This is a genomic window from Pseudoxanthomonas sp. LjRoot127, from assembly GCF_964253495.1.
GTDB lineage: Bacteria > Pseudomonadota > Gammaproteobacteria > Xanthomonadales > Xanthomonadaceae > Pseudoxanthomonas_A.
On sequence record NZ_CAXUQR020000001.1, the window covers coordinates 362,966 to 386,506 of the forward strand.

Annotated in this window: 19 protein-coding genes and 1 tRNA gene; 4 read left to right on the forward strand and 16 right to left on the reverse strand. The window is 66.9% G+C overall.

What is annotated here, in order from left to right; genetic code table 11:
* Positions 1-2: 2 nt before the first annotated feature.
* Positions 3-1,730: a tyrosine-type recombinase/integrase gene (locus ACSQ19_RS01775; protein ID WP_435999604.1), complete on the reverse strand. Its 1,728-nt coding sequence runs from the start codon at positions 1,728-1,730 to the stop codon at positions 3-5.
* 175 nt (positions 1,731-1,905) lie between these two features.
* On the opposite strand from ACSQ19_RS01775, the gene mutS reads away from it, so the two are divergent.
* From mutS to ACSQ19_RS01790, 3 genes are all read left to right on the forward strand, one after another.
* Positions 1,906-4,509, forward strand: coding sequence for a DNA mismatch repair protein MutS (gene mutS / locus ACSQ19_RS01780; RefSeq protein WP_435999606.1), 2,604 nt, complete (start codon positions 1,906-1,908; stop codon positions 4,507-4,509).
* 400 nt (positions 4,510-4,909) lie between these two features.
* Positions 4,910-7,156, forward strand: a complete 2,247-nt coding sequence (katG, locus tag ACSQ19_RS01785; RefSeq protein ID WP_435999608.1) for a catalase/peroxidase HPI — start codon at positions 4,910-4,912, stop codon at positions 7,154-7,156.
* 142 nt (positions 7,157-7,298) lie between these two features.
* Positions 7,299-7,916 carry a DUF937 domain-containing protein gene (locus ACSQ19_RS01790; protein ID WP_435999610.1) on the forward strand — a complete coding sequence of 206 codons (618 nt, stop codon included), beginning with the start codon at positions 7,299-7,301 and terminating at the stop codon, positions 7,914-7,916.
* A 68-nt stretch (positions 7,917-7,984) separates the two neighbouring features.
* On the opposite strand, the gene ACSQ19_RS01795 is transcribed toward ACSQ19_RS01790, so the two are convergent.
* The 8 genes from ACSQ19_RS01795 to ffh form a co-directional block, all read right to left on the reverse strand.
* Positions 7,985-8,392 carry an RNA-binding S4 domain-containing protein gene (locus ACSQ19_RS01795; RefSeq protein ID WP_435999612.1) on the reverse strand — a complete coding sequence of 136 codons (408 nt, stop codon included), beginning with the start codon at positions 8,390-8,392 and terminating at the stop codon, positions 7,985-7,987.
* 23 nt (positions 8,393-8,415) lie between these two features.
* Positions 8,416-9,480 carry a hypothetical protein gene (locus ACSQ19_RS01800; RefSeq protein ID WP_299342896.1) on the reverse strand — a complete coding sequence of 355 codons (1,065 nt, stop codon included), beginning with the start codon at positions 9,478-9,480 and terminating at the stop codon, positions 8,416-8,418.
* 126 nt (positions 9,481-9,606) lie between these two features.
* Positions 9,607-10,011, reverse strand: coding sequence for a 50S ribosomal protein L19 (gene rplS / locus ACSQ19_RS01805; RefSeq protein WP_241045774.1), 405 nt, complete (start codon positions 10,009-10,011; stop codon positions 9,607-9,609).
* Between the two features lie 149 nt (positions 10,012-10,160).
* Positions 10,161-10,919 (reverse strand): tRNA (guanosine(37)-N1)-methyltransferase TrmD, encoded by a 759-nt coding sequence (gene trmD / locus ACSQ19_RS01810; protein WP_435999615.1) that lies wholly within the window; start codon positions 10,917-10,919, stop codon positions 10,161-10,163.
* Between the two features lie 135 nt (positions 10,920-11,054).
* Complete coding sequence (gene rimM, locus ACSQ19_RS01815; protein WP_435999617.1) at positions 11,055-11,582, reverse strand: ribosome maturation factor RimM; 528 nt, start codon at positions 11,580-11,582, stop codon at positions 11,055-11,057.
* Between the two features lie 37 nt (positions 11,583-11,619).
* Positions 11,620-11,877, reverse strand: a complete 258-nt coding sequence (gene rpsP / locus ACSQ19_RS01820; protein ID WP_296280628.1) for a 30S ribosomal protein S16 — start codon at positions 11,875-11,877, stop codon at positions 11,620-11,622.
* Positions 11,878-11,981: 104 nt separating this feature from the next.
* A complete protein-coding gene (locus tag ACSQ19_RS01825; RefSeq protein ID WP_435999619.1) occupies positions 11,982-12,782 on the reverse strand; it encodes an aminotransferase class IV family protein in 801 nt (266 codons plus the stop codon).
* A 100-nt stretch (positions 12,783-12,882) separates the two neighbouring features.
* Positions 12,883-14,253 (reverse strand): signal recognition particle protein, encoded by a 1,371-nt coding sequence (ffh, locus tag ACSQ19_RS01830; protein ID WP_296280624.1) that lies wholly within the window; start codon positions 14,251-14,253, stop codon positions 12,883-12,885.
* Positions 14,254-14,378: 125 nt separating this feature from the next.
* On the opposite strand from ffh, the gene ACSQ19_RS01835 reads away from it, so the two are divergent.
* Positions 14,379-15,170 (forward strand): cytochrome C assembly family protein, encoded by a 792-nt coding sequence (locus tag ACSQ19_RS01835; RefSeq protein ID WP_435999622.1) that lies wholly within the window; start codon positions 14,379-14,381, stop codon positions 15,168-15,170.
* A 124-nt stretch (positions 15,171-15,294) separates the two neighbouring features.
* Here ACSQ19_RS01835 and radA read toward each other — a convergent pair whose 3' ends face one another.
* The 7 genes from radA to ACSQ19_RS01870 form a co-directional block, all read right to left on the reverse strand.
* The gene (radA, locus tag ACSQ19_RS01840; protein WP_093490508.1) at positions 15,295-16,683 is read right to left on the reverse strand and encodes a DNA repair protein RadA; all 1,389 of its coding nucleotides are present in this window, start codon (positions 16,681-16,683) and stop codon (positions 15,295-15,297) included.
* A gap of 104 nt (positions 16,684-16,787) precedes the next feature.
* Positions 16,788-16,863 (reverse strand) — tRNA-Thr (locus ACSQ19_RS01845).
* A 176-nt stretch (positions 16,864-17,039) separates the two neighbouring features.
* The gene (locus ACSQ19_RS01850; protein ID WP_435999625.1) at positions 17,040-17,522 is read right to left on the reverse strand and encodes a hypothetical protein; all 483 of its coding nucleotides are present in this window, start codon (positions 17,520-17,522) and stop codon (positions 17,040-17,042) included.
* Positions 17,523-18,114: 592 nt separating this feature from the next.
* Entirely contained in the window at positions 18,115-19,065 is a 951-nt protein-coding gene (ispH, locus tag ACSQ19_RS01855; protein ID WP_435999627.1) for a 4-hydroxy-3-methylbut-2-enyl diphosphate reductase, read from the reverse strand.
* A gap of 193 nt (positions 19,066-19,258) precedes the next feature.
* Positions 19,259-19,756 carry a signal peptidase II gene (gene lspA, locus ACSQ19_RS01860; RefSeq protein WP_435999629.1) on the reverse strand — a complete coding sequence of 166 codons (498 nt, stop codon included), beginning with the start codon at positions 19,754-19,756 and terminating at the stop codon, positions 19,259-19,261.
* Positions 19,756-22,587 (reverse strand): isoleucine--tRNA ligase, encoded by a 2,832-nt coding sequence (gene ileS, locus ACSQ19_RS01865; protein ID WP_435999631.1) that lies wholly within the window; start codon positions 22,585-22,587, stop codon positions 19,756-19,758. The genes lspA and ileS overlap by 1 nt, the downstream gene beginning before the upstream one ends.
* Positions 22,584-23,531 (reverse strand): bifunctional riboflavin kinase/FAD synthetase, encoded by a 948-nt coding sequence (locus tag ACSQ19_RS01870; RefSeq protein WP_435999633.1) that lies wholly within the window; start codon positions 23,529-23,531, stop codon positions 22,584-22,586. Before ACSQ19_RS01870 ends, ileS begins: the two co-directional genes overlap by 4 nt.
* Between the last annotated feature and the right edge of the window lie 10 nt (positions 23,532-23,541).

The following is a 23,541-nucleotide window of genomic DNA, read 5'->3' on the forward strand; positions in this document are numbered from 1 at the left end:
GGCTATTCCTCGGAAGGTCCAGGCACCTGACGGGCCGGCAGCAATGGCCAGTCGGCGGGCTTGAGCATGTTGTAGAAGCTGGGTGCGCTCGATGCCATCAGGTGCTCCACCTTCTGCAATGCGTCTTGCAACTCAAACCACTCTGGCTCTTGGTATCGAACCGAGGACTTCGCGCCTTCGTCCTCATCGTCCCGCTTGGGTGGCAGGTGGTTGAAAAGCCGGCTGATGATGCGATCGGAAATCCCCACACGCGTGGCGTAACGGCCGAGGGTGCGGCGCAGATCGTGGGGGGTGGGTCCGAATTCCACCGACAGCTTCTCGCCCAGTCCCTTCATGATCGCCTTGCTGTCCTTGTAGTGCCCCTCTGCCGCCCGCTTGCTGCGCGCCGGGTAGACCCAACGCGCCCGCGGATCGTCTTCGGCCTGCCGCTTCTCAAACCGGTGCTTGATGAGCTGGACGGAGATTGGACCTAGGGGCATGGAATGGTCACGGCGGTTCTTCGTCTTGGCGAAGAACACCTGAGGACCCTTCTTCTTGGTCGCCGGATTGACCGATGGAACTCCGGCGCGCCACGCCTTGGGGTCCATTTCGTCCAGCCACACCCACGACTTCGTGGCCCGCTCGCTCTCGCTCAATCGGTCAAACCACGCCAGCTTGGCCGTCTCGTTTCGACGGGCACCCAGGAAGAGGGTCGTCAGCAGGTAATAGACCCCGCTTTCGTTCTGGCCCCGCTGGGCCTGCCGTCGACTCCAGAGGTATTCGATGGCGTTGCCCAGCGTGTTGTCCTCGCTGCCCAAGGGGTTCCGCACCCTTGCCTTTTCGTAATAGTCGTGGAGGCCTGCGGCGTCGCGCATCTTGCCTTCCTCCCACAACACCCCGAAGTCGTTGCCGAACAGCACCGCCTTGCGCTCGGCCTTCTTCGCCGCGCGCGCTTCCTTGTCCACCACGTAATTGACGGCGCGGAAGGCGGTGGCGAACGTCTGCTCGGCCGCGGACACGCCAGCGGCGCGGATGCGCGAGCGCATTGGTTCGCTGGTCACGCCCAGTTTGGCCAGCTCCGCGTCGGTGAGATCCACCCGCCCCGTCCGCTCCATGAAGTCCTTCACGGGCTGGGACAACCGGTTGGAATGCAGAGCGGCGGACAGCCGAGTGGCTTCAAACGCCTTGGTCACCCTTTCCTCGTCCAGGTCCATGATCGGGGTGTTACCGATTCCCACCTCCGGACGGGCCAGGCGCGCTGTGGAGTTGGTCAGGGTCTTGAGCGTGCCCTCGGTCGCCGGGCGGGTTCGCCGGGCCAACATGTCGTGGTAGAGCTGGATCGCTTGGTTGACGGTCAGCGCCTTGGTGGCCTGGATCGAGAGTTCTTTCTCCGCCAGGACCTTGGGGTGCTTGCCTTCCTTCTTCGCCCCGGCGACTTTGACGCCAGCCAGATCGTGGGCATCCTTCAAGGTCAGTTCGCTGGTGTCCCCAATGCTGATCCGCATGACCTTGCCGCCGATCTTGCGTTGAACTTCGTAGGTGGACTTGAGCTTCCCTACGAAGACGCCGAACCCCGTGGGGGCACCCGGCGAGGCATCGAGGAACCTCCACTGCTTGCCATCGGGATTGGGTTCGAGGACTGCAAACCCCTTTGCGCCGGTGACGATAGCCCCCGCTTTGTCTAGCTTCGGGCGCTGGGTGCTGCGAAGCTGTCGCAGTTGTTCTGGGTTGAGCTTCAGTCGGAATGCCACGGCGGCCACCTTTCCTTGTTGAACGCATCGGTCGCGACTCTGTCGCGGGTAGCCAAATTTTGGCACGAATCGACAGATGCAGGGGTTTGGCTACCTTTGGCTACTAATATGGTCTCCAAACCCTTCCACTTGCGTTCACTGACTCCCACATTCGCTAGACTGAATTACGCGCTAAATGTCTGATAAAAAAGAACAATCAAAAAAATCAACGGGTTCGGCGGAGCACACCCCGCTCATGAAGCAGTTCTTCGCCGCCAAGGCGGAGTATCCGGACCTGCTGGTGTTCTTCCGCATGGGGGATTTCTACGAACTGTTCTACGACGACGCGCGCAAGGCCGCGCGACTGCTCGACATCACGCTGACCCAGCGCGGCAGTTCAGGCGGCGCCCCCATCCCGATGGCAGGCGTGCCCGTGCACGCCTGCGAAGGCTATCTGGCCCGCCTGGTCGCACTCGGCGAGTCGGTGGCGATCTGCGAACAGATCGGCGATCCGGCGCTGGCGAAAGGCCTGGTGGAACGCAAGGTGGTGCGCGTGGTCACGCCGGGCACGGTGACCGACGAAGCCCTGCTCAACGAACGCCGCGACACCCTGCTGATGACGATCAGTCGGGGGCGCTCGGGCTATGGCCTGGCGTGGGCGGACCTGGCCGGCGGCCGTTTCATGGTCAACGAAGTGGACAGCGACGATGCGCTGGAAGCCGAACTCGCGCGGCTCGAGCCGGCCGAGTTGCTGGTGCCCGACGAAGAAGGCCTGCCCGCATTCCTGCAGCAGCGCACCGGCTTGCGCCGTCGCGCGCCCTGGCTGTTCGATCCCGACAGCGGTCGTCGCCAGTTGCTTGGCTTCTTCGGCCTGCATGATCTCACCGGCTTCGGCATCGACGACAAAGCCCTGGCCACCGGCGCGGCGGGCGCGTTGCTCGGCTACGTCGAGGAGACCCAGAAGCAGCGCCTGCCCCACCTTACCGCGATCGCGCTGGAATCGGCCGGCGATGCCATCGCGATGAATGCCGCCACGCGGCGCCATCTCGAACTGGACACGCGCGTCGATGGCGACACCAGGCACACCCTGCTCGGCGTACTCGACACCACGGTCACCCCGATGGGCGGCCGCCTGCTGCGCCGCTGGCTGCACCGGCCGCTGCGCGACCGCGCCGTGCTGAGTGAGCGCCACCATGCCATCGCGACACTGATCGGGCACGGTACGGATCGCGACTTGCGCAGCGGCTTCCGTGCGCTTGGCGATCTCGAGCGCATCCTCACCCGCGTCGCGCTGCGATCGGCGCGGCCACGCGACCTGTCCACGCTCCGCGACGGGCTGGCGCTGTTGCCCGACATCCGCGGCCACCTGCAGCCGCTCGACTCGCCACGCCTGCAGGCGCTGGCCGCGGAACTGGGCGAACACGACGACACCGCGACGCTGCTGCTGGCAGCGGTCGCACCGCAGCCACCACTCAAACTCACCGATGGCGGCGTACTGGCCGACGGCTACGACGCCGAGCTCGACGAACTGCGGCGCCTGAGCACCCACGCCGACCAGTTCCTGGTGGACCTGGAAGCACGCGAACGCGCGAGCAGCGGCATCGCCACGCTGAAGGTCGGCTACAACCGCGTGCACGGGTACTACATCGAGATCAGCAAGGGCCAGGCCGACAAGGCGCCTGTGCATTACACGCGCCGGCAGACGCTGACCGGCGCCGAACGCTACATCACCGAGGAACTGAAACAGTTCGAAGACAAGGTCCTGTCCGCGCGCGAGCGCTCGCTGTCGCGCGAGAAGCTGCTGTACGACGCGCTGCTGGATACGCTCAATGCGCGCCTGGAACCGCTCAAGCGCTGTGCAGCCGCGCTCAGCGAACTCGACGTGCTGGCGTCCTTCGCCGAGCGCGCGCAGGAACTGGATTGGGCACGGCCCGAACTGGCCGAAGCGCCCGGCCTGTGCATCGAGCGCGGCCGCCATCCGGTGGTCGAGGCGGTGCGCAAGGAGCCATTCGAGCCCAATGACCTGCGCCTGGACGAGGGCCGCCGCATGCTGGTCATCACCGGCCCCAACATGGGCGGCAAGTCGACGTACATGCGGCAGAACGCGTTGATCGTGCTGCTCGCGCACATCGGCAGCTTCGTGCCGGCCTCGCGGGCGGTGATCGGGCCGATCGACCGCATCCTGACCCGCATCGGCGCTGGCGACGACCTCGCGCGCGGGCAGTCCACCTTCATGGTGGAAATGGCCGAGACCAGCTACATCCTGCATCACGCCACCGCGCAGTCGCTGGTGCTGATGGATGAAATCGGCCGCGGCACGTCCACCTACGACGGGCTCGCGCTGGCCGATGCGGTGGCGCGTCATCTGGCGGCCAGCAACCGCTGCTATACGCTGTTCGCCACGCACTATTTCGAACTGACTGCACTGGCCAACGAACCCGCCAGTGGCATCGCCAACGTGCACCTGGATGCGGTGGAGCACGGCGACACGCTGGTCTTCATGCATGCGGTCAAGGACGGTGCGGCCGATCGCAGCTTCGGCCTGCAGGTCGCGGCGCTGGCCGGACTTCCGAAGATCACCCTGAAACAGGCGCGGCGCCGACTCGCGGAACTGGAGCAGCGCGGTCGCGACACGCACGCCTCGGACATGGCGCCGCAGGCGCTCGATGCCCCGCAACAGTTCGGACTGTTCGCCGCGACACCCTCCGCCGCGCAGGAAGCGCTCGCCGCGCTGGATCCCGACGAATTGACGCCGAAGCAGGCCCTGGAAGCCCTATATCGGCTCAAGGCGCTGCTCTGAAACGCGCTGCGCGAGGTCGCGCGGATGGGTAAAGCCATCGCCGTGCGGCCTCCGTCGCCTGCGGCTGCGCCCGCATCTCCAACATCCGCGTAACGCGCGCGGAGTATCGTGAGACCAGTTTCAGGGAGGGGCGATGGCGCGCCGCACCATTGAGCACCGCTATCGGACTCTTCGCTACAAACGATTTTCATTGATCGTCCGCACTGCCTAGTCTGGTCGCCATCCGCCAACGCACCGCCGGGGACGTCAGCCATCAACGCGCATCTCCTGCCTGACCATCGGCATGCCGCTCCCGCCTTGCCCTGCCGCACGCGCGATTGACGTCGCCGCGTCGCGTTGTATCCCGCGTGACACCACCCCGCTCCCACCCACTCACCCGACCGCCAAAGGAAGGAAATCCATGACCACCGAATCGAAATGCCCGTTCCATCCCACCGCCGGTGGCGGTACCGGCAACCGCGACTGGTGGCCCAACCAGTTGCGCGTGGATCTCTTGAACCAGCATTCCTCGCGCTCCAATCCACTGGGGAGCGGATTCGACTATGCGGAGGCCTTCAACAAGCTGGACTACCACGCGCTGAAAAAGGACCTGCGCGACCTGATGACCGACTCGCAGGACTGGTGGCCGGCCGACTTCGGACACTACGGCGGTCTCTTCATCCGCATGGCATGGCACAGCGCGGGCACGTATCGCATCCAGGACGGGCGCGGCGGCGGCGGTCGCGGGCAGCAGCGCTTCGCCCCGCTCAACAGCTGGCCGGACAACGTCAGCCTGGACAAGGCGCGCCGCCTGCTGTGGCCGATCAAGCAGAAGTACGGCCAGAGCATCTCCTGGGCCGACCTGATGATCCTGACCGGCAATGTGGCACTGGAAACCATGGGGTTCCGCACCTTCGGTTTCGGTGGCGGACGCGAGGACGTGTGGGAGCCCGACCAGGACGTCTACTGGGGCCGGGAGACGACATGGCTGGGCGGCGACTTGCGCTATGCGCACGGCTCGGACGGCGTGGAGAAACCCGGCGATGCCGCCGTGCTGGTGTCTGACGACGACGCCGATGGCGACGTGCATTCGCGCCGTCTTGAAAACCCGCTCGCCGCCGTGCAGATGGGCCTGATCTACGTGAATCCGGAAGGACCCGACGGCAATCCGGACCCACTGCTGGCGGCGAAGGACATCCGTGACACGTTCGCGCGCATGGCGATGGACGATGAAGAAACCGTCGCCCTGATCGCCGGCGGCCATACGTTCGGCAAGACTCACGGTGCCGGCCCCGCCGACAACGTCGGTGCCGAGCCCGAAGCCGACGAACTGGAAGCACAGGGCTTCGGCTGGCACAACAAGTTCGGCAGCGGCCGCGGCGGTGACACGATCACCTCGGGCATCGAAGTGACCTGGACGCAGACGCCGACGCTGTGGAGCAACAAGTTCTTTGAAAACCTGTTCGGCTTCGAATGGGAACTCGAGAAATCGCCGGCCGGCGCGCACCAGTGGGTCGCCAAGGACGCCCCCGAGGACGTGCCGCATGCGCACGACAAAACCCGGAAGCAGCGCCCCAAGATGCTGACCACCGACCTGTCGCTGCGCTTCGATCCGGTCTACGGCCCGATCTCCAGGCGCTTCCTCGAAAACCCGCAGGCATTCGCCGAGGCCTTCGCGCGTGCGTGGTTCAAGCTGACCCACCGCGACATGGGTCCGCGCGCCCGCTACCTGGGTCCGGAGGTTCCGAAGGAAGAACTGGTGTGGCAGGACCCGCTGCCGAAGGCGGACTACGCGACCATCGACGCCGGTGACGTCGCGTTGTTGAAGCAGAAGATAGCCGCCTCGGGACTGTCCGTCGCCGAGCTGGTCTCCACGGCATGGGCCTCGGCCTCGACCTTCCGCGGCGGCGACAAGCGGGGCGGCGCCAACGGCGCACGCATCCGCCTTGCTCCGCAGAAAGACTGGGCGGTCAACCGGCCGGACCAGTTGTCGAAGGTACTGAAGGCGCTGGAACGGATCCAGATGGAATTCAACCTGGATGCCGCCGGCGGCAAGAAGGTCTCGCTCGCGGACCTGATCGTGCTGGCCGGTGGCGTGGGGGTCGAACAGGCGGCCAGGGCGGGCGGTCACGATGTCACCGTGCCGTTCCGCGCAGGCCGCACCGATGCGCGTGCCGACCAGACCGATGTGGCCTCGTTCGCCGTGCTGGAACCGGTGGCGGACGGTTTCCGCAACTACCTCAAGGGACGCTCCGCCGTGCCGGCGGAGCACTTGCTGGTGGATCGCGCGCAGCTGCTGACCCTCACGGCCCCGGAGATGACCGTCCTGGTCGGCGGCCTGCGCGCATTGGGCGCGAATGCCGACGGCGGTGCGCATGGCGTGTTCACCGACAAGCCGGGCACGTTGAGCAACGACTTCTTCGTCAACCTGCTCGACATGGGTACCGAATGGAAAGCGACCGGCGCCAACAGCTACGAGGGCCGCGACCGAAAGACCGGCGCCGTGAAATGGACTGGCACGCGCGTAGATCTGGTGTTCGGCTCCAACTCGGTGTTGCGCGCGCTGGCCGAGGTCTACGCGAGTCGCGATGGCGAGGCGAAGTTCGTGGACGACTTCGTCGCCGCCTGGACCAAGGTGATGGAACTGGATCGCTTCGATCTGGCGTAGCGCGATGGTCGCGACCCGCACGCGGCGCGTGCGGGTTGGACCCGATCCGCCGGTCGGTCCGGTCTATTGTGAGACGGAGGTCACGGGATTTGGCGCTAGGATGATCGGCGCCACCCATCGCGTCCAGGAGGACGGCCACACCATGAGCAACCAGTCACTCGCAGAAGAACTCTTCGCCCAGCTGCAGGGCGCGCCCTTGCAACAGGTTTCGCAGCAACTCGGCGTGGGCCAGATGCAGACCTCCGGCGCCGTGGCCGCCGCCCTGCCCTTGCTGCTGGGCGCGCTGGGCAAGAACGCAGCACAACCGCAGGGCGCGGAGGCGCTGTTCGGTGCCCTGCAGAAAGACCATGCCGGCCTCGACCTCGGCAGCGTGCTGGGGGCTGTGCTCGGCGGCGGTTCGGCGCCGAGTCGCCAGACGGATGGCGCAGCCATCCTGGGTCACATCTTCGGTGGTGCGCAGCCGCGCGCGGAAGCCAGCCTGGGTCAGGCGACCGGGTTGGGTGGCGACAAGTCGGCGATGCTGATGAAGATCCTCGCGCCGATCGTGCTGTCCTTCCTGGCGCAGCGTTTCCTCGGCCAAGGCGATGCTGGTCCGAATACGCTGGGCCAGGTGCTCGGCCAGGAACGCCAGGCCGCGCAGCAACAGGGCGGACTCGGGGGTGGCCTGCTGGGCGCGGTGCTGGACCAGGACGGCGACGGCCAACTGGGCCTGGGCGACATCCTCAAGATCGGCAGCGGCATGTTGGGCGGCCGGCGCTGATACGCATCACGCCTCGACGCGGCAGTGAAGAAGGGCGCCGATGGCGCCCTTCTTCATGCAGTCCCCTGTCACAGGGCGTCGATATCGCCCAGCGCACGGATCAGGCGCCGCGCACGCTTGTCGGGACGCGACGACGGCGCCTGATACCCCGCGCGCTCCGCCTGCCTTGCCGCCAGCGCGGCAAGGCGCCGCGACCGGGAGGCGTCTGATTCCAGATACAACGCCTGCGCCACGGTCGCCGACGCCCGCTTGTCGCTGAGCGCACGCACTTCGACCTCGAACACGTCCTCGCCGCGCGTTATCGCCAGCACGTCGCCCACGCGCACCCCCCGCGACGCTTTCGCCCGCTGCCCGCCCGCTTCGACCTTGCCGGTCTCGATCGCCTGTTTGGCCAGGCTGCGGGTCTTGAAGAAGCGGGCCGCCCAGAGCCAGATATCCAGCCTGATCGCGTCGGGCTGCGTACTGCCGCTATGCATCGGACGCGCCCGACGGAGTCGCGCTAAGGCAGTTCATACAGCCCCGCCTTTTCCGCGATAATCCGCGACAGCTCGACGCTGCGTGGGGCCGCCAGTCCGCCATAGTGCGCATCGAGTCGCGCAAGCAGCCGTCCCGCCTCATCGAGCTCTCCACTTCCCACCTTGGCCGCGACCGCGTCGAGTTGCGCCTGGATGCTTTGATCGAGCGCGCCGGCACAGGCACCGGCATCCGCACGTTGCGATACCGGCATCTCCAACTGCTTCAAGGCCCTGCCGAATCCACGACCGTCCGGCACCCAATGTTCGACGCCGTTCTGCGGAACCAGCCGAATGCCCTGCATGCACAATGCTTCGAGGTCTTTACGGGTACGTGCATCCTTCGCACGATTGGGTGAATCGTTGCCCCCTGTCGAGAACACGAACCGCGTACGTTGCTGGAGTTCGCGGGACAGCGCGGTCGACGGCAGCGTGAATCCGCTCTCCCCGCCGAGCGGATCGCTGCCGCCGATGAGCAGCACGCCATGGAACACGTCCGGGTACGCCATCACCACCCGCTGCGCGGTGCGCGAGCCACCGGAGAAACCGCCGATGTACACGCGTCCGGGAGCCAGTCTGTAACGGCTACGCACGTACTCGTAGCCATGGAGCGCCAACGGCACGCGTCGGTCGAAGATATTCTCGACATTGCTCGAACGACGGGAAGCGACATAGATGATGTGGTTGTCCCGAAGGACTTTCCACCATCCTTCCGGCACCTGGATCTCGTCGCCCGGCCAGATGAAGACCAGCAGGCCGTATGTTCCGTCCGCAGCAGGCTCGGGGACGAAAAGCTCGTAAGGCTCTTCCCCCACTTCGATGGTCTGTTCCCTGAAGCTGAAATCCACCTTTTCGCGAAACTTGAGGATGCGATCCTGGGTCACGGGCGTCAGCAGGCGCGAGGTGAGTTCCGAAGCCGACGCAAGGGGAGACAACGCGTCGAGCGTGAATCGCCGGCTCGGTGACGTGGCGGCGGCCAGCTCGCCGAGCATCAGAAGGCCCGCCATCAAGGCCATGAGGCGGCGCCGCCGCCTTTTCCAGTCACGCGTCATCACACACGAATCCGATGGGAAAGTGGAAGGACCACTGCGGGCCGGCCAGATAAAAAACATACGCGATGCCCCAACGCAAACGGCCACCCGAAGGTGGCCGTCCGTTGCGACGCGCTCGAGCCGGTATTACTCGGCAGCGGCAGCGGCGGCAGCCGCCTGGCGGGCGACCTTGGCGGCGGCGTTCGCGGCCAGGTCTTCCTTGATGCGGGCCGCCTTGCCTTCCAGCTCGCGCAGGTAGTACAGCTTGCCGGCGCGGACCTTGCCGCGGCGCTTCACTTCGACCGAGTCGATGGAGGCGCTGTGGGTCTGGAAGACGCGCTCGACGCCGTAGCCGTGCGAGATCTTGCGCACGGTGAAGGCGGAGTTCAGGCCGGCGTTCTTCTTGGCGATGACGACGCCTTCGTACGCCTGCACACGCTCGCGGTTGCCTTCCTTGACCTTCACGTTGACGACGACCGTGTCACCGGGGCCGAACGCGGGCAGCTCGCGCGTGATCTGGGAGGCTTCGAATTCCTGGAGGAGCTTGCTCATGTTGGCACCAATGCTTGTATGCGTGATCGTGTCTTGCGACAGCGGAAACTGATGCAGTCGCCGGATTGCGCTGCACGATATTGTTATGGGGTCCGCAGGCGAGAACCGCCCAAGGGTCGCGCATTCTACCGGATTCCGGGCCGGGCTGGCTACCCTGCGCCTTCCCCGCCGGCCTGGCTGGCCTTGAACGCCTCCAGCAGGGCCTTGTCGGCCTTGGACAGACCGGTCTCGTCCAGCAGGTCCGGCCGCCGCAGCCAGGTCCGCCCCAATGCCTGCTGCCGGCGCCAGCGCGCGATGGCCGCATGGTCGCCGGAGCGCAGCACGGCCGGCACGTCGCCCAGCGGATGGCGGGACGGGTGGGTGAAGTGCGGACAGTCCAGCAGGCCATCCCCCTCGAAGCTGTCCTGGACGGCCGAGTCGGCATCGTTCAGCGCCCCCTCCTGCAGCCGGCCGACGGCGTCGATGAGCACCGCCGCAGCCAGCTCGCCGCCGGAGAGCACGTAATCGCCGATGGAGATTTCCTCGTCGACTTCGGCGTCGAGAAAACGCTCGTCCACGCCCTCGTAGCGGCCGCACAGCAGGATCATGCGCGGCAGCGCGGCCAGCTCACGCGCCTTCTTCTGGGTGAGCGGCGCACCCTGCGGACTCAGGTAGATCAGCGGCGCAGGCTGTGCATCGGCGGCGCGGACCGCCGAGAGGCACGCCTGCAAGGGCTCGATCATCATCACCATGCCGGGACCGCCACCGAACGGGCTGTCATCCACGCGGCGATAGCCACCGCTGGCGTAGTCGCGCGGATTCCAGCCATGCAGCGACAACAGCCCCCGTTCCTGCGCACGCCCCACCACGCCCACCGCCGCGGCCTGGGCGATGAAGTCGGGGAACAGGGTCATGACGTCGATGCGCATGGAGGGGAGAAGTGAGTGGAGAGGGGTGAGCAGTGAGCAGGAGCGCCGGCAGAACACGGGAGAGCGCGAGTGGAGCGATGACGGCACGGCGCGACAGGAACTCCGGCATCCTTACCCACTGCTCTCCGCTCACTGCTAGAACGCCGGGTCCCAGTCCACGGTGACCACGCCCGCCTCGAAATCCACCGAGCGGACGTAATCGGGTTCGACGAAGGGAATCAGCCGCTCACGGTCGCCGCGCACGACGAGCACATCATTGGCGCCGGTGGAAAACAGGTGGGAGACGGTGCCGAAGTCGGTCCCGTCGGCATTGACGACGCGAAGCCCCTCCAGATCGACCCAGTAGAACTCGCCCGCGCTCGGCGGCGGCAGGGCAGCGCGCGGAACGAGGATCTCCTGCCCGTGCATCGCCTCGACCTGATCGCGGTCTTCCACGCCCGGCAATGTGGCCACCAGATGCTTGCCCGATGCCTTGCCGCGCGCGCCGCTCAGCTCGCGCTGGGCGCCGGACGCATCGCGCAGCGTCCACGGCTGGTAGCGGAAGATGGCCTCGCGCGGCTCGGTCCAGGATTCGATCTTGATCTGGCCACGCACACCAAAAGCGCCCAGAAGCCTTCCCAGCAGAATCATCTTCTGCGGGGTCGGTGGGCGCTCGGTGTTCATGCGAAGGAAAGGCCGCGCCGTTCGCGCGGCCGGGCCATCAGGCCGCCGGAGCGGACTTGGCGACTTCCTTGTACAGGCTGCGGACCTTCTCGGTCAGCTGTGCGCCGTTGCCGACCCAATGGTCGACGCGGGCGACGTCGAGTTCGACGCGCTTCTCGGCACCAGCGGCGACCGGGTTGTAGAAGCCGACGCGCTCGATGTTGCGACCGTCACGCGCGCTGCGCGAGTCGGTGACGATGATGTGGTAGAAGGGGCGCTTCTTGGCGCCGCCGCGGGTGAGACGGATCTTGACCATGGTGTTTTCCAGTGTTGCCCAGTCGCCAGAATGGCGAGGTAAGCCGGCTATTCTAAGCCATTGAATCCGTCAGGAAAACCCCGCCCATGGCGCAGGCGGGCAGGTCAGGCCAGCGGCTCCCAGGGGACGGCGCGCAGGACGTCCGACAGCCCGGCCATCAGATCGGTATCAGCCCCCCATGCGACAGCGTCGACCCCGGTCACGGGCTGCAAGCCACTGGCATTGCAGGCAAATCCCGCCCGGAACCGTGCCAGCTCAGCCACCGCGACCGGCTCATGCCGCTGCGATACGCCCTTGGCACCCAGGGCGTGTTGCAACAGCTGCTCGGTCGTTCCGCGGAGGGCGGGACCCTGGGGCCAGATGACCGTCGCGCCGTCCCACAGCCCCAGATTCCAGATCGACCCCTCCACCACGCACCCCGCAGGATCGACGAACAACGCATCGTCGAAGCCGTCCGCCAGCGCCTGCCTGCGGTAATGGAACAGCGGGAACGTCCCGACATGCTTGAACTGCGGCAGTGGACGCACGAACGGATACGTCTTCACCCGCAGCGCCGGCTTTTCCGCCGTGGAAGGGGGCGCGAGCGTGACCAGCACATCCGGCGTCACTGCACGCGCAGGATCGCGGTAGTCGAAGCGCAGGGAGAACACCGTGATGCGCAGGGACGCATCGCGCAGGTCGGCGGATTCCATCGCATGCGCCGCCTGGCGCAAGGCCGTCACGCCATCGAACGCGGCGCCAAACAGAGCCTGCGTCGCCTCTTCGAGCCGCCGGACATGCAAGTCACGGCCCTGCACGGCACCGTCGCGCACCTGCATCGAGGTGAAGTGGCCATAGTTTGACAATGCCAGCGCGCGCAGATCGTCGGCGCTGGCGGGTTTGCCGTTGAGGTAAGCGAGCGTCATGGGACCGGAACTCCGCTTCAATCCAATGTGGGAGCGACGTAAGTCGCGATGAGCGGAGGCAAGATCGCGACTTACGTCGCTCCCACAGCAAGCGAAAGCATCAGCGGAACGGCATGCCGCCGCGGCCGCCCATCATGCTCTTCATGTTGCGCATCATGCCCTTCATGCCGCCGCCGGCCAGCTTGCCCATCATCTTTTCCATCTGCTGGTACTGCTTCATCAGCTTGTTGACGTCGGCCGGCGTCAGGCCCGCGCCCTTGGCGATGCGCGCACGGCGCGAGCCATTCAGCAGCGCCGGGTTGCGACGCTCCTTCTTCGTCATCGAATTGATGATGGCAATCATGCGCGGCACTTCCTTGCCCTGCTGCACCTGCTGCTTCACGTGCTCGGGGATCTGGCCCATGCCCGGCAGCTTGTCCATCAGGCCGCCGATGCCGCCCATGTTCTGCATCTGCTCCAGCTGGTCGCGCATGTCGTTGAGGTCGAACTTCTTGCCCTTGATGACCTTCGCGGCGAGCTTTTCGGCCTTCTCGCGATCGACGCTCTGCTCGACCTGCTCGACCAGCGACAGCACGTCGCCCATGTCGAGGATGCGGGCGGCCACGCGCTCGGGGTGGAACACGTCCAGACCGTCGGGCTTCTCGCCCACGCCGATGAACTTGATGGGCTTGCCGGTGATGTAGCGCACCGACAGCGCCGCGCCCCCGCGCGCATCGCCGTCGGTCTTGGTCAGCACCACGCCGGTCAGCGGCAGCGCTTCGCTGAAGGCCTTGGCGGTGTTGGCGGCGTCCTGGCCGGTCATCGCGTCGACGACGAACAGCGTTTCCACCGGCTTGACGGCGGCGTGCAGCACCTTGATCTCGGCCATCATGGCCTCGTCGATCGCCAGGCGGCCGGCGGTGTCGACCAGCAGCACGTCGACGAAGGACTTCTTCGCGTCGTCGATGGCGGCACGCACAATGGCTTCCGGCTTCTGCCCGGCATCGGACGGGAAGAACAGCACGTCCACCTGCTCCGCCAGCGTCTTCAGCTGCTCGATCGCGGCGGGACGGTAGACGTCCGCGCTGACCACCATCACCTTCTTCTTGCGCTTCTCGCGCAGGTGCTTGGCCAGCTTGCCGACGGTGGTGGTCTTGCCCGCGCCCTGCAGGCCGGCCATCAGGATGACGGCCGGTGCCGGCACGTTGAGGTTCAGATCGCTGGCCTGCGACCCCATCACCGCGGTCAGTTCGTCGCGGACCACCTTGATGAGCGCCTGGCCCGGCGTCAGCGACTTCAGCACTTCCTGGCCGACCGCACGCACCTTGATGCGCTCGATCAGCGCCTGCACCACCGGCAGGGCCACGTCGGCCTCCAGCAGGGCGATGCGGACCTCACGGGTGGCCTCGCGGATGTTCTCCTCGCTCAGGCGGCCACGGCCGCGCAGGCGTTCGATGGTGCCGGAGAGTCGCTGGGTCAGGGATTCGAACATGGAAGCAGGCACGCCAGGGGAAAACGGACGGCGATTATAGCGGTCCCGCTCTCTGCCTCCTCCCCGCGCAGCGCGGGCCGCCTTCGCCCCTGCGCCGGCGCCGCCCGCTGTGCGACACTTCCCCGATGACAGTCATTCTCATCGCCGTTGCGCTCTATCTGCTCGCCGCCGGCCTGCTGGTCCGCTCCGTGGCCCGCGACACCGGCGAGGCCTCGCGGCCTTGGGTGTGGCCTGCACTCGGCGCGGTGGTGCTGCACGGCGCCTACCACCTGCTGGTGGCCTGGCGTACGCCCGGCGGTCCGGACATGCATTTCTTCGCCGCGCTCTCGCTGGTGGCGCTGGGCATGGCGGCCATGACGCTGCTGGTCGCCATCCAGGGCCGGATGGCCGCACTGGGCGTGGTGGCATTCCCGCTGGGGGCCGTCCTGCTGGCGGCCTACCACTTCTACGGCCACCAGGCCTCCAGCGGATTGGACTGGCGCCTCCAGTTGCACGCCTGGCTGGCGCTGCTGGCCTACGCCGCGCTGGCCATCGCCGCGCTGCTGGCGGTGATGCTGTGGGCACAGGAACGCGCCCTGCGCCGGCGCGAATTCCACCTCTGGCTGCGTGCCCTGCCCCCGCTGACGGAACTGGAAGATCTGCTGTTCCGCACGATCACGGTCGGCTTCATCCTGCTGACCGCCACGCTGCTGACCGGCGTGCTGTTCGTGGAGAACTTCCTGGCCCAGAAGCTCAGCCACAAGACCGTGCTGAGCGTGCTGTCGTGGCTGGCGTTCGGGGCGCTGCTGGTCGGCCGCTGGCGCTATGGCTGGCGAGGCGTGAAAGCCGTCCGCTGGACCCTCGCCGCGATGGCGCTGTTGCTGCTGGCGTTCTTCGGCAGCAAGTTCGTCTATGAAATGGTGTTGAGGCGCGCGTAACCGCCCGCTTCCAATGTGGGAGCGACGTGAGTCGCGATCGCGCGGCCGGCGCTCGCGACACGGTGTCGGTGGACTCAGTCCTGCTGTCGCGACTAACGTCGCTCCCACAACGTTCTCTGCCGCCCTACTCCGCCGCCGCCTCCAGCGCCTGCGACAGCCGCTCAACCGCCACGACTTCCAGGCCCTTGAACGTACCCGACTTCGGCGCGTTGCCCTTGGGCACGATGGCGCGCTTGAAACCGTGCGTGGCCGCTTCGCGCAGGCGCTCCTCGCCGTTGGGCACGGGGCGGATCTCGCCCGAAAGGCCCACTTCACCGAAGGCCACGGTCTTCTCGGCGAGCGGACGATCGCGCAGCGAGGACAGCACCGCCAGCAGCACTGGCAGGTCGGCCGCGGTTTCCTGCACGCGGATGCCGCCGACGACATTCACGAACACGTCCTGATCGCCCACCACCACGCCGCCGTGCCGGTGCAGCACGGCCAGCAACATCGCCAGGCGATTCTGTTCCAGACCCACCGCCACGCGACGCGGATTGGACAGCGGCGAGCTGTCCACCAGCGCCTGCACTTCCACCAGCAGAGGGCGCGTGCCCTCGCGGGTGACCATCACGCAGCTGCCGGGCTGCTGTGCGCTGCCGGAGAGGAAGATCGCCGACGGGTTGGGTACTTCCTTCAGGCCCTTCTCGCCCATCGCGAACACGCCGAGCTCGTTCACCGCGCCGAAGCGGTTCTTGAATGCGCGCAGCACGCGGAAGCGGCTGCCGCTCTCGCCTTCGAAATACAGCACCGCATCGACCATGTGTTCCAGCACGCGCGGGCCGGCGATGCCGCCTTCCTTGGTCACGTGGCCGACCAGGAACACGGCCGTGCCGGTCTCCTTGGCATAGCGCACCAGCCGCGCGGCGCTCTCGCGCACCTGGCTGACGGAACCCGGCGCGGCGGTCAGCGATTCGGTCCACAGGGTCTGCACGGAGTCGGCGACGATCAGTTTCGGCCGCGCCACCGAGGCGTGCTGCAGGATGGTCTCGATACCGGTCTCGGCCAGCGCCTGCAGGTTGTCCAGCGGCAGGTCCAGGCGCACGGCGCGGCCGGCGACCTGGGCCAGCGATTCCTCGCCGGTGACGTACAGGGCCGGCAGGCTGGCCGACATCCGGGCCAGCGCCTGCAGCAACAGGGTGGATTTGCCGATGCCCGGGTCGCCGCCCACCAGCACCACGGCGCCCTCCACCAGGCCACCGCCCAGCACGCGGTCGAACTCGCCGATGCCGGTGGTCACGCGCGCTTCTTCGCTGTGGCGCACGTCCTTCAGCGCGGTGATCTTCGGGGCTTCGGCCTTCCCAGCCCAGCCGGAGCGGCGGGCCGCCGGTGGTGCGCCGGCGGCGGTCTCCAGGACGATCTCGCTGAGCGAATTCCACGCTCCGCAGTCGGCGCACTGGCCCTGCCATTTGCTGTGGTCCGCCCCGCATTCGGCGCAGACGTAGGCGGTACGGGACTTGGCAGAGGTCTTGGCCACGGGAAACCTGTCGGGACGGCGAGCGGCTACTGTATCGGCCCGCCGTCTCCGCAGGCGAGACCCGGAAAAAACAAAGCCCCGCCGAAGCGGGGCCTTGTCACGACTGGTGCCGGAAATAGGAATCGAACCTACGACCTACGCATTACGAATGCGCCGCTCTACCAACTGAGCTATTCCGGCGGAGCCGCGAATTTTAGGGGTTGGGGTACCTATGGTCAATGCGCGGGGTCGGGCGGGCCCCGTCACGGGACGCATGGGCTTCGATCCTGACCCGCCGCACCTTCGATGGAGCCTCTCACACAACGGTCCCGCATCGCGGGGCCGTTGTTCTGCATCAAACTGCCACCCTCCCGCCGCTAGCCGTTGCCAACGCTCTCGCCCGGCGCATCGCTGTCGTGCGTGCTGATGCGGAAGCGGCTGGCCAGATGGCGGCGGGCTTCGTCCAGGCCCTTGCCCTTGCCGGCGACCTTCAGCACGCCGTAGACCTCCAGCGCGGCGGCCATCAGGTCGCTGCCCAGGGCCATTTCGGTGTCGGTCAATCGCTGGTAAAGGTGGGCGATGCGCAGGATGCGCGGGCGCAGTTGGTCCAGCGTCTGCTGGTCGCGACGAACGCCCTCGATGTCGAAGTCGCGCGCCATGATGCCGGCATGCTGCTCGGCCACGTTGAAGGCCGCGCGGCAGAAGGCTTCCGATTTGTCGCCCATCTTGATCAGGCCGCGCCGCTGTTCCGGCGTCAGCGAGATCAAGCCCGCCAGGCAGGCTTCCATCTGGGAGATGGCAGCATCCAGCGGATCGAGGATAGTGGTGTCGATCTGCAGGTCCACGAGGTTCTGACTCATTGTCGCTCCTTGATTCCTTGTCAGGTGAGGCCGCCGCATCCGACGGCATCGCCACGCTAACGCGATGCGCGCACGCTTCCAAGCGAGTCGCGACGGAAAATGACTCACAGTTGAGGGTGCACGCGGCTTACGCGCATGCACGGGCGGCGTCGCCGCGCCTCATGTATGAGAAATCGAACCAGAAAGGTGCGCGCGCGAGGTTTTCAGCTGAGATGACGAGGATGTTTTCCCCGATGACGCGGCGTTGAGGTGAGATGACGAGGAAAATTTCCCCGCCGCCGGACCTTTGAAGTGAGATGACGAGGAAATTTTCTTCGACGCCCAGGCTCTGAAGTGAGATGACGAAGAAATTTTCTCCGTCAGCGAGGCTTTCAGGTGAGATGACGAGGCTTCATTGTGAGCGCGCGAACCGGGAAGGTGCGCGCGTGCGGCACGGAAGGGCGGTGGCGAGGAAAATTTCCCCGGCATCGAGGCCCGGAGGTGCGGCAGCGAGGAAATTTTCCAAGGTCGCAGCGTGCGATGCGCGCCGCATCGACCGGTTCCGGCCCGCGGCGTCCCGCGAAGGATGCCTGCCCCGCTCCGGGACAGAGGCTCAGCCGACCAGCTGCAGCCGCAGTTCCTTCGGCAGCGCGAACACCATGTTCTCCGGCTCGCCGTCCAGTTCGCTGACGCCGGCGGCGCCGAGGTCGCGCAGGCGCTGGATGACGCCGTCGATCAGTACGTCCGGCGCGGAGGCACCGGCGGTCACGCCGATGCGCTGCTTGCCGTCGATCCAGCGCGGGTCGATCTCGTGCGCGCCGTCGATCAGGTACGACTCCACGCCGTCGCGCTCGGCCAGCTCGCGCAGGCGGTTGGAGTTGGAGCTGTTCGGCGAACCGACCACGAGCACCAGGTCGCACTGCTTGGCCAGGTCGCGCACGGCGTCCTGGCGGTTCTGGGTGGCGTAGCAGATGTCGTCATTCTTCGGCCCATGGATGGCCGGGAAACGCGCCTGCAGCGCCTGGATGATGCCCACCGTGTCGTCGACCGACAGCGTGGTCTGGGTGGTGTAGAACAGGTTCTCGGGCTGGCTGACGTCCAGCGTGGCCACCTGGTCGATGTCCTCCACCAGGTAGATCTGCCCTTCCCCGCCTTCGCGGTTCCACTGGCCCATCGTGCCTTCCACCTCGGGGTGGCCGGCGTGGCCGATCAGCACCACGTCGCGCCCGGCGCGGCAGTGGCGCGCCACTTCCAGGTGCACCTTGGTGACCAGCGGGCAGGTGGCGTCGAACACTTTCAGGCCACGGCGTTCGGCTTCGTGGCGCACCGCCTGGGAGACGCCATGCGCGCTGAAGATGACGGTGGCGCCATCCGGCACTTCGTCGAGTTCTTCCACGAAGATCGCGCCGCGCTGTTTCAGGTCGTCGACGACGAAGCGGTTGTGCACCACTTCATGGCGCACGTAGATCGGTGCGCCCAGCGTCTCGATGGCGCGCTTGACGATCTCGATGGCGCGGTCGACGCCGGCGCAGAAACCACGGGGATTGGCGAGCAGGACGTCCATAGAATCCGATAGTACCGAAGGCGGGAAAATGAAACGCTAAACGTGTTGCCGGTGCCGATCCCGCATGGCACCTACGCCCCTCTCCCCTCCGCGGGAGAGGGGAACGGGGTGAGGGAAAACCACCGCGATGCCCGCAGTGTGGGCCTTGGCCCACCGTGTTGATGCATCACCGAGTGGCGAGCCAAGGCCCGCTCTACGCGGCCTTCTTCTTGCCGTCGAACATGCCGAACAGCGCAATGCCGATGGCTCCGCCGACGACCGCGCAGTCGGCGATGTTGAACGCCGGCCAATAATGGTCGCGCCAGTGCCACTGGATGAAATCGATCACGTGGCCGTGGATCTGGCGGTCGATCACGTTGCCCAGCGCGCCGCCGATCACCAGCGCGTACGGCAGCGCCTGGCGCCAGTCGCCCCGGCGCGTGCGCGACAGCCAGAAGCCCAGCAGGCCGCTGATGCCCACGGCCAGCACGGTGAAGAACCAGCGCTGCCAGCCGCCTGCGTCGGCCAGGAAGCTGAATGCCGCGCCGGTGTTGTAGGTGCGGTACCAGTTCCAGAAGCCGTCGATCACCGGGATGGCGGTGTACTCCGGCAGCGACGCCAGAACCCAGGCCTTGGACCACTGGTCCAGGCCGATCACCACCGCCGACAGCAGCAGCCAGAGCAGCGCGTTGGGCTTGGGGGCGGCCGTCATCAGAACCACTCCCGGGTTTCGCCGGCGCCGTCGATGTTGCTGACGCAGCGGCCGCACAGTTCCGGATGCTCGGCATGCGCGCCGACATCGGCGCGGTAATGCCAGCAGCGCACGCACTTGCTCTTGGTGGTCGGCGTGGCGAGGACGAAGACCTCGTCGGCGCTGACTTCGGAGACGGTGACGTCGCCGCTGATGAAGAAGAAGCGCAGTTCTTCCGCCAGCGGCTGCCACTTGGCGGCGGCAGCGGCGTTCACGGACACCGCGATCTCCGCTTCCAGTGCGGCACCGATCAGGCCGTTGGCGCGCATCGGCTCCAGCACCTTGGCGACCTGTTCGCGCAGCGCCAGCAGCTGGTCGAAGTCGGCGGCGTTCAGGGCGGCGTCGGCCGGCAGCGGCGCCAGGCCGTCGTACCAGGTGGCGAACAGCACGTTGCCGACTCGCTCGCCCGGCAGGTAGCCCCACATCTCGTCGGCGGTGAAGCTCAGCACCGGCGCGATCCAGCGCACGAAGGCCTCGGCGATGCGGTACATCGCGCTCTGGGCGCTGCGGCGACCGCGCGAATCCTCGCGCATGGTGTACAGGCGGTCCTTGGTGACGTCCAGGTACAGCGAGCCGAGGTCGACGCTGCAGAAATTCAGCAGCGCCTGCACGATTTCGGCGAAGTCATAACGGTCGTAGGCGGCCTTGATCTTCTCCTGCACTTCGAACGCGCGGTGCACGATCCAGCGGTCCAGCGCGACCATGTCGGCCGGCGCCAGCAGGTCGCGGGCGGGATCGAAGCCGTTGAGGTTGCTGAGCAGGAAGCGCGCGGTGTTGCGCAGGCGGCGGTAGGCGTCGGCGTTGCGCTTCAGGATTTCCTGCGACAGCGACATCTCGTTGCTGTAGTCGGCGCTGGCGATCCACAGGCGCAGGATGTCGGCGCCAAGGGTCTTCATGATGTCCTGCGGCTCGATGCCGTTGCCCAGCGACTTGGACATCTTGCGGCCGTGCTCGTCCACGGTGAAGCCGTGGGTGAGGCACTGCTTGTACGGCGCCCGCTTGTCGATCGCCACGCCGGTCAGCAGCGAGGACTGGAACCAGCCGCGATGCTGGTCCGAGCCTTCCAGGTAGAGGTCGGCCGGCTTGCCGAGGCCGCGCTCCAGCAGCACGCCTTCGTGGGTCACGCCGGAGTCGAACCAGACATCGAGGATGTCGGTGATCTTGTCGTAGTCCTTCGCTTCGTCGCCGAGCAGCTCGGCCGCGTCCAGCGTGTACCAGACATCGACGCCGCCCTGCTCCACGCGTTCGGCGACCGCGCGCATCAGCTCGACGCTGCGCGGATGCGGCTCGCCGGTTTCGCGATGCACGAACAGCGCGATGGGCACGCCCCAGGTGCGCTGGCGCGAGATGGTCCAGTCGGGACGGCCATCGACCATGCCGGCGATGCGGGCTTCGCCCCATTGCGGGAACCAGCCGACCTGCTTGATCGCTTCCAGCGCGTCGGCGCGCAGATGGGCCTGCTCCATCGAGATGAACCACTGCGGCGTGGCCCGGAACGCGATGGGCGTCTTGTGGCGCCAGCAGTGCGGGTAGCTGTGTTCCAGCTTGCTGAAAGCGAGCAGCACGCCGCTCTGCTTCAGCACGTCGACGATGACGTCGTTGGCCTTCCAGATGTGCAGGCCGGCCAGCTCCACGCCATGCGCGGCCGGCGTGGACGGCAGGTAGACGCCGCGGCCATCGACCGGATTGAGCTGCGCGGCGGTGTACTTGTCCAGCAGGCCGTACTGCTTGCTGACGACGTAGTCTTCCTGGCCGTGGCCCGGTGCGGTGTGCACGGCGCCGGTACCGTCTTCGGCCGACACGTGGTCGCCCAGCAGCACGGGGATGTCGCGCGTGTCGTAGAACGGATGCGCGAACAGCAGGCCTTCCAGCGCGCTGCCCTTCACTCGCGCGTGCACGACCACGTCGGTAACGCCGTAACGCTGCAGCGCGCGCGTCGCGAGCGCATCGGCCAGCACCAGCCAGCGGCGCTTGCCGTCGTGCGCGGGGCCTTCGACCAGGGCGTATTCCAGTTCGCCGCCGATGGAGATCGCCAGCGACGCGGGCAGCGTCCACGGCGTGGTGGTCCAGATCGGCAGCGCGACCTCGACATCCGCCGGCACCGTGGCGCCGAACGCCGTCGCCACCGCCTGCGCATCGCGCGCGGCGTAGGCGACATCGACGGCGGGCGACACCTTGTCGGCGTACTCGATCTCGGCCTCGGCCAGCGCCGAGCCGCAATCGAAGCACCAGTGCACCGGCTTTACGCCGCGGGTCAGGTGGTCGTTGGCGACGATCTTCGCCAGCGCGCGGATCTCGTTCGCTTCGAAGCGGAAATCGAGCGTCTTGTACGGGTTGTCCCAGTCGCCGATCACGCCCAGGCGCTTGAAATCCTTGCGCTGGATGTCTATCTGCGACTCGGCGTATTCGCGGCACTTCTGCCGGAATTCGACGGCGTCGAGCTTCACGCCCACCTTGCCGAACTTCTTCTCGATGGCGATCTCGATCGGCAGGCCGTGGCAATCCCAGCCGGGGATGTACGGCGCATCGAAGCCGGCGAGGTAGCGCGACTTGACGATGATGTCCTTGAGGATCTTGTTGACCGCATGGCCCAGGTGGATCGCACCGTTGGCGTACGGCGGGCCGTCGTGCAGCACGAACAGCGGGCGGCCCTTGGCGTTCTCGCGCAGCTGCGCGTACAGGCCCTGGCTTTCCCAGCGGGCCAGTGTGTCGGGCTCGCGCTTGGGCAGGTCGCCGCGCATCGGGAAATCCGTGGCGGGCAGGTGGAGAGTCGCTTTGTAGTCCTGGCTCACGCCGTCGCTCGTTCTTTGTGTTCGGAAAGGAGTGCGCGCGCCTGGTCGGCATCGCGGTGCATCTGCTCGGTGAGGCTGGGCAGATCGGGGAATTTCAGTTCGTCGCGCAGCTTGGCGACGAATTCGACTTCGATGTGGCGCCCGTAGAGGTCGCCGGCGAAGTCGAACAGATGGGCTTCCAGCAGCGGCTCGACGCCGTCCACCGTGGGGCGCGTGCCGAAGCTGGAGACCGACGGCCACGGTGCATCGCCCACGCCGTGCACCCAGGTGGCGTAGATGCCGGACAGGGCCGGCGCTTTCGGGAAGCGCAGGTTGGCGGTGGGGAAGCCGAGCGTGCGGCCGAGTTGCTTGCCGCGCACGACCCGGCCGCCGATGGCATAGGGTCGACCGAGCAAGCGGGTGGTGGTAGTGAAGTCGCCGCTTTTCAGGGCTTCGCGAATGCGCGTGCTGGACACGCGTTCGCCCTGCACTTCGACCGGCGCGATCGCGTCGGCGCTGAAGCCCAGCTCACTTCCCATCGCCTGCAGCAGCACGACATCGCCGCCGCGGCGGTGGCCGAAGCGGAATTCCGGACCGATCCAGACTTCGCGGGCGGCCAGCCGGCCGACCAGCAGGGTGCGGACGAAGTCCTCGGCGGACATCGCCGAAAGCCTGGCGTCGAAGCGCAGCAGGCCGACGCGATCCGCACCCAGGCCCAGCAGGCCTTCTACTTTGGCGCGCGCCAGGGTCAGGCGCGGCGGCGGATGGTCCTTGGAGAAGAACTCGCGCGGCAGGGGCTCGAACGTGACGACGACGCACTCGACGCCCAGCGCACGCGCACGCGCCACGGCATGCCGCACCAGCGCGCGGTGGCCCGAGTGCAGGCCATCGAAGGCGCCGATGCAGACCACGCTACCGTGCGGGCACAGAGACCCGCCATCGACGTCACGGAACAGCCTGCTCATGGAATCCTGT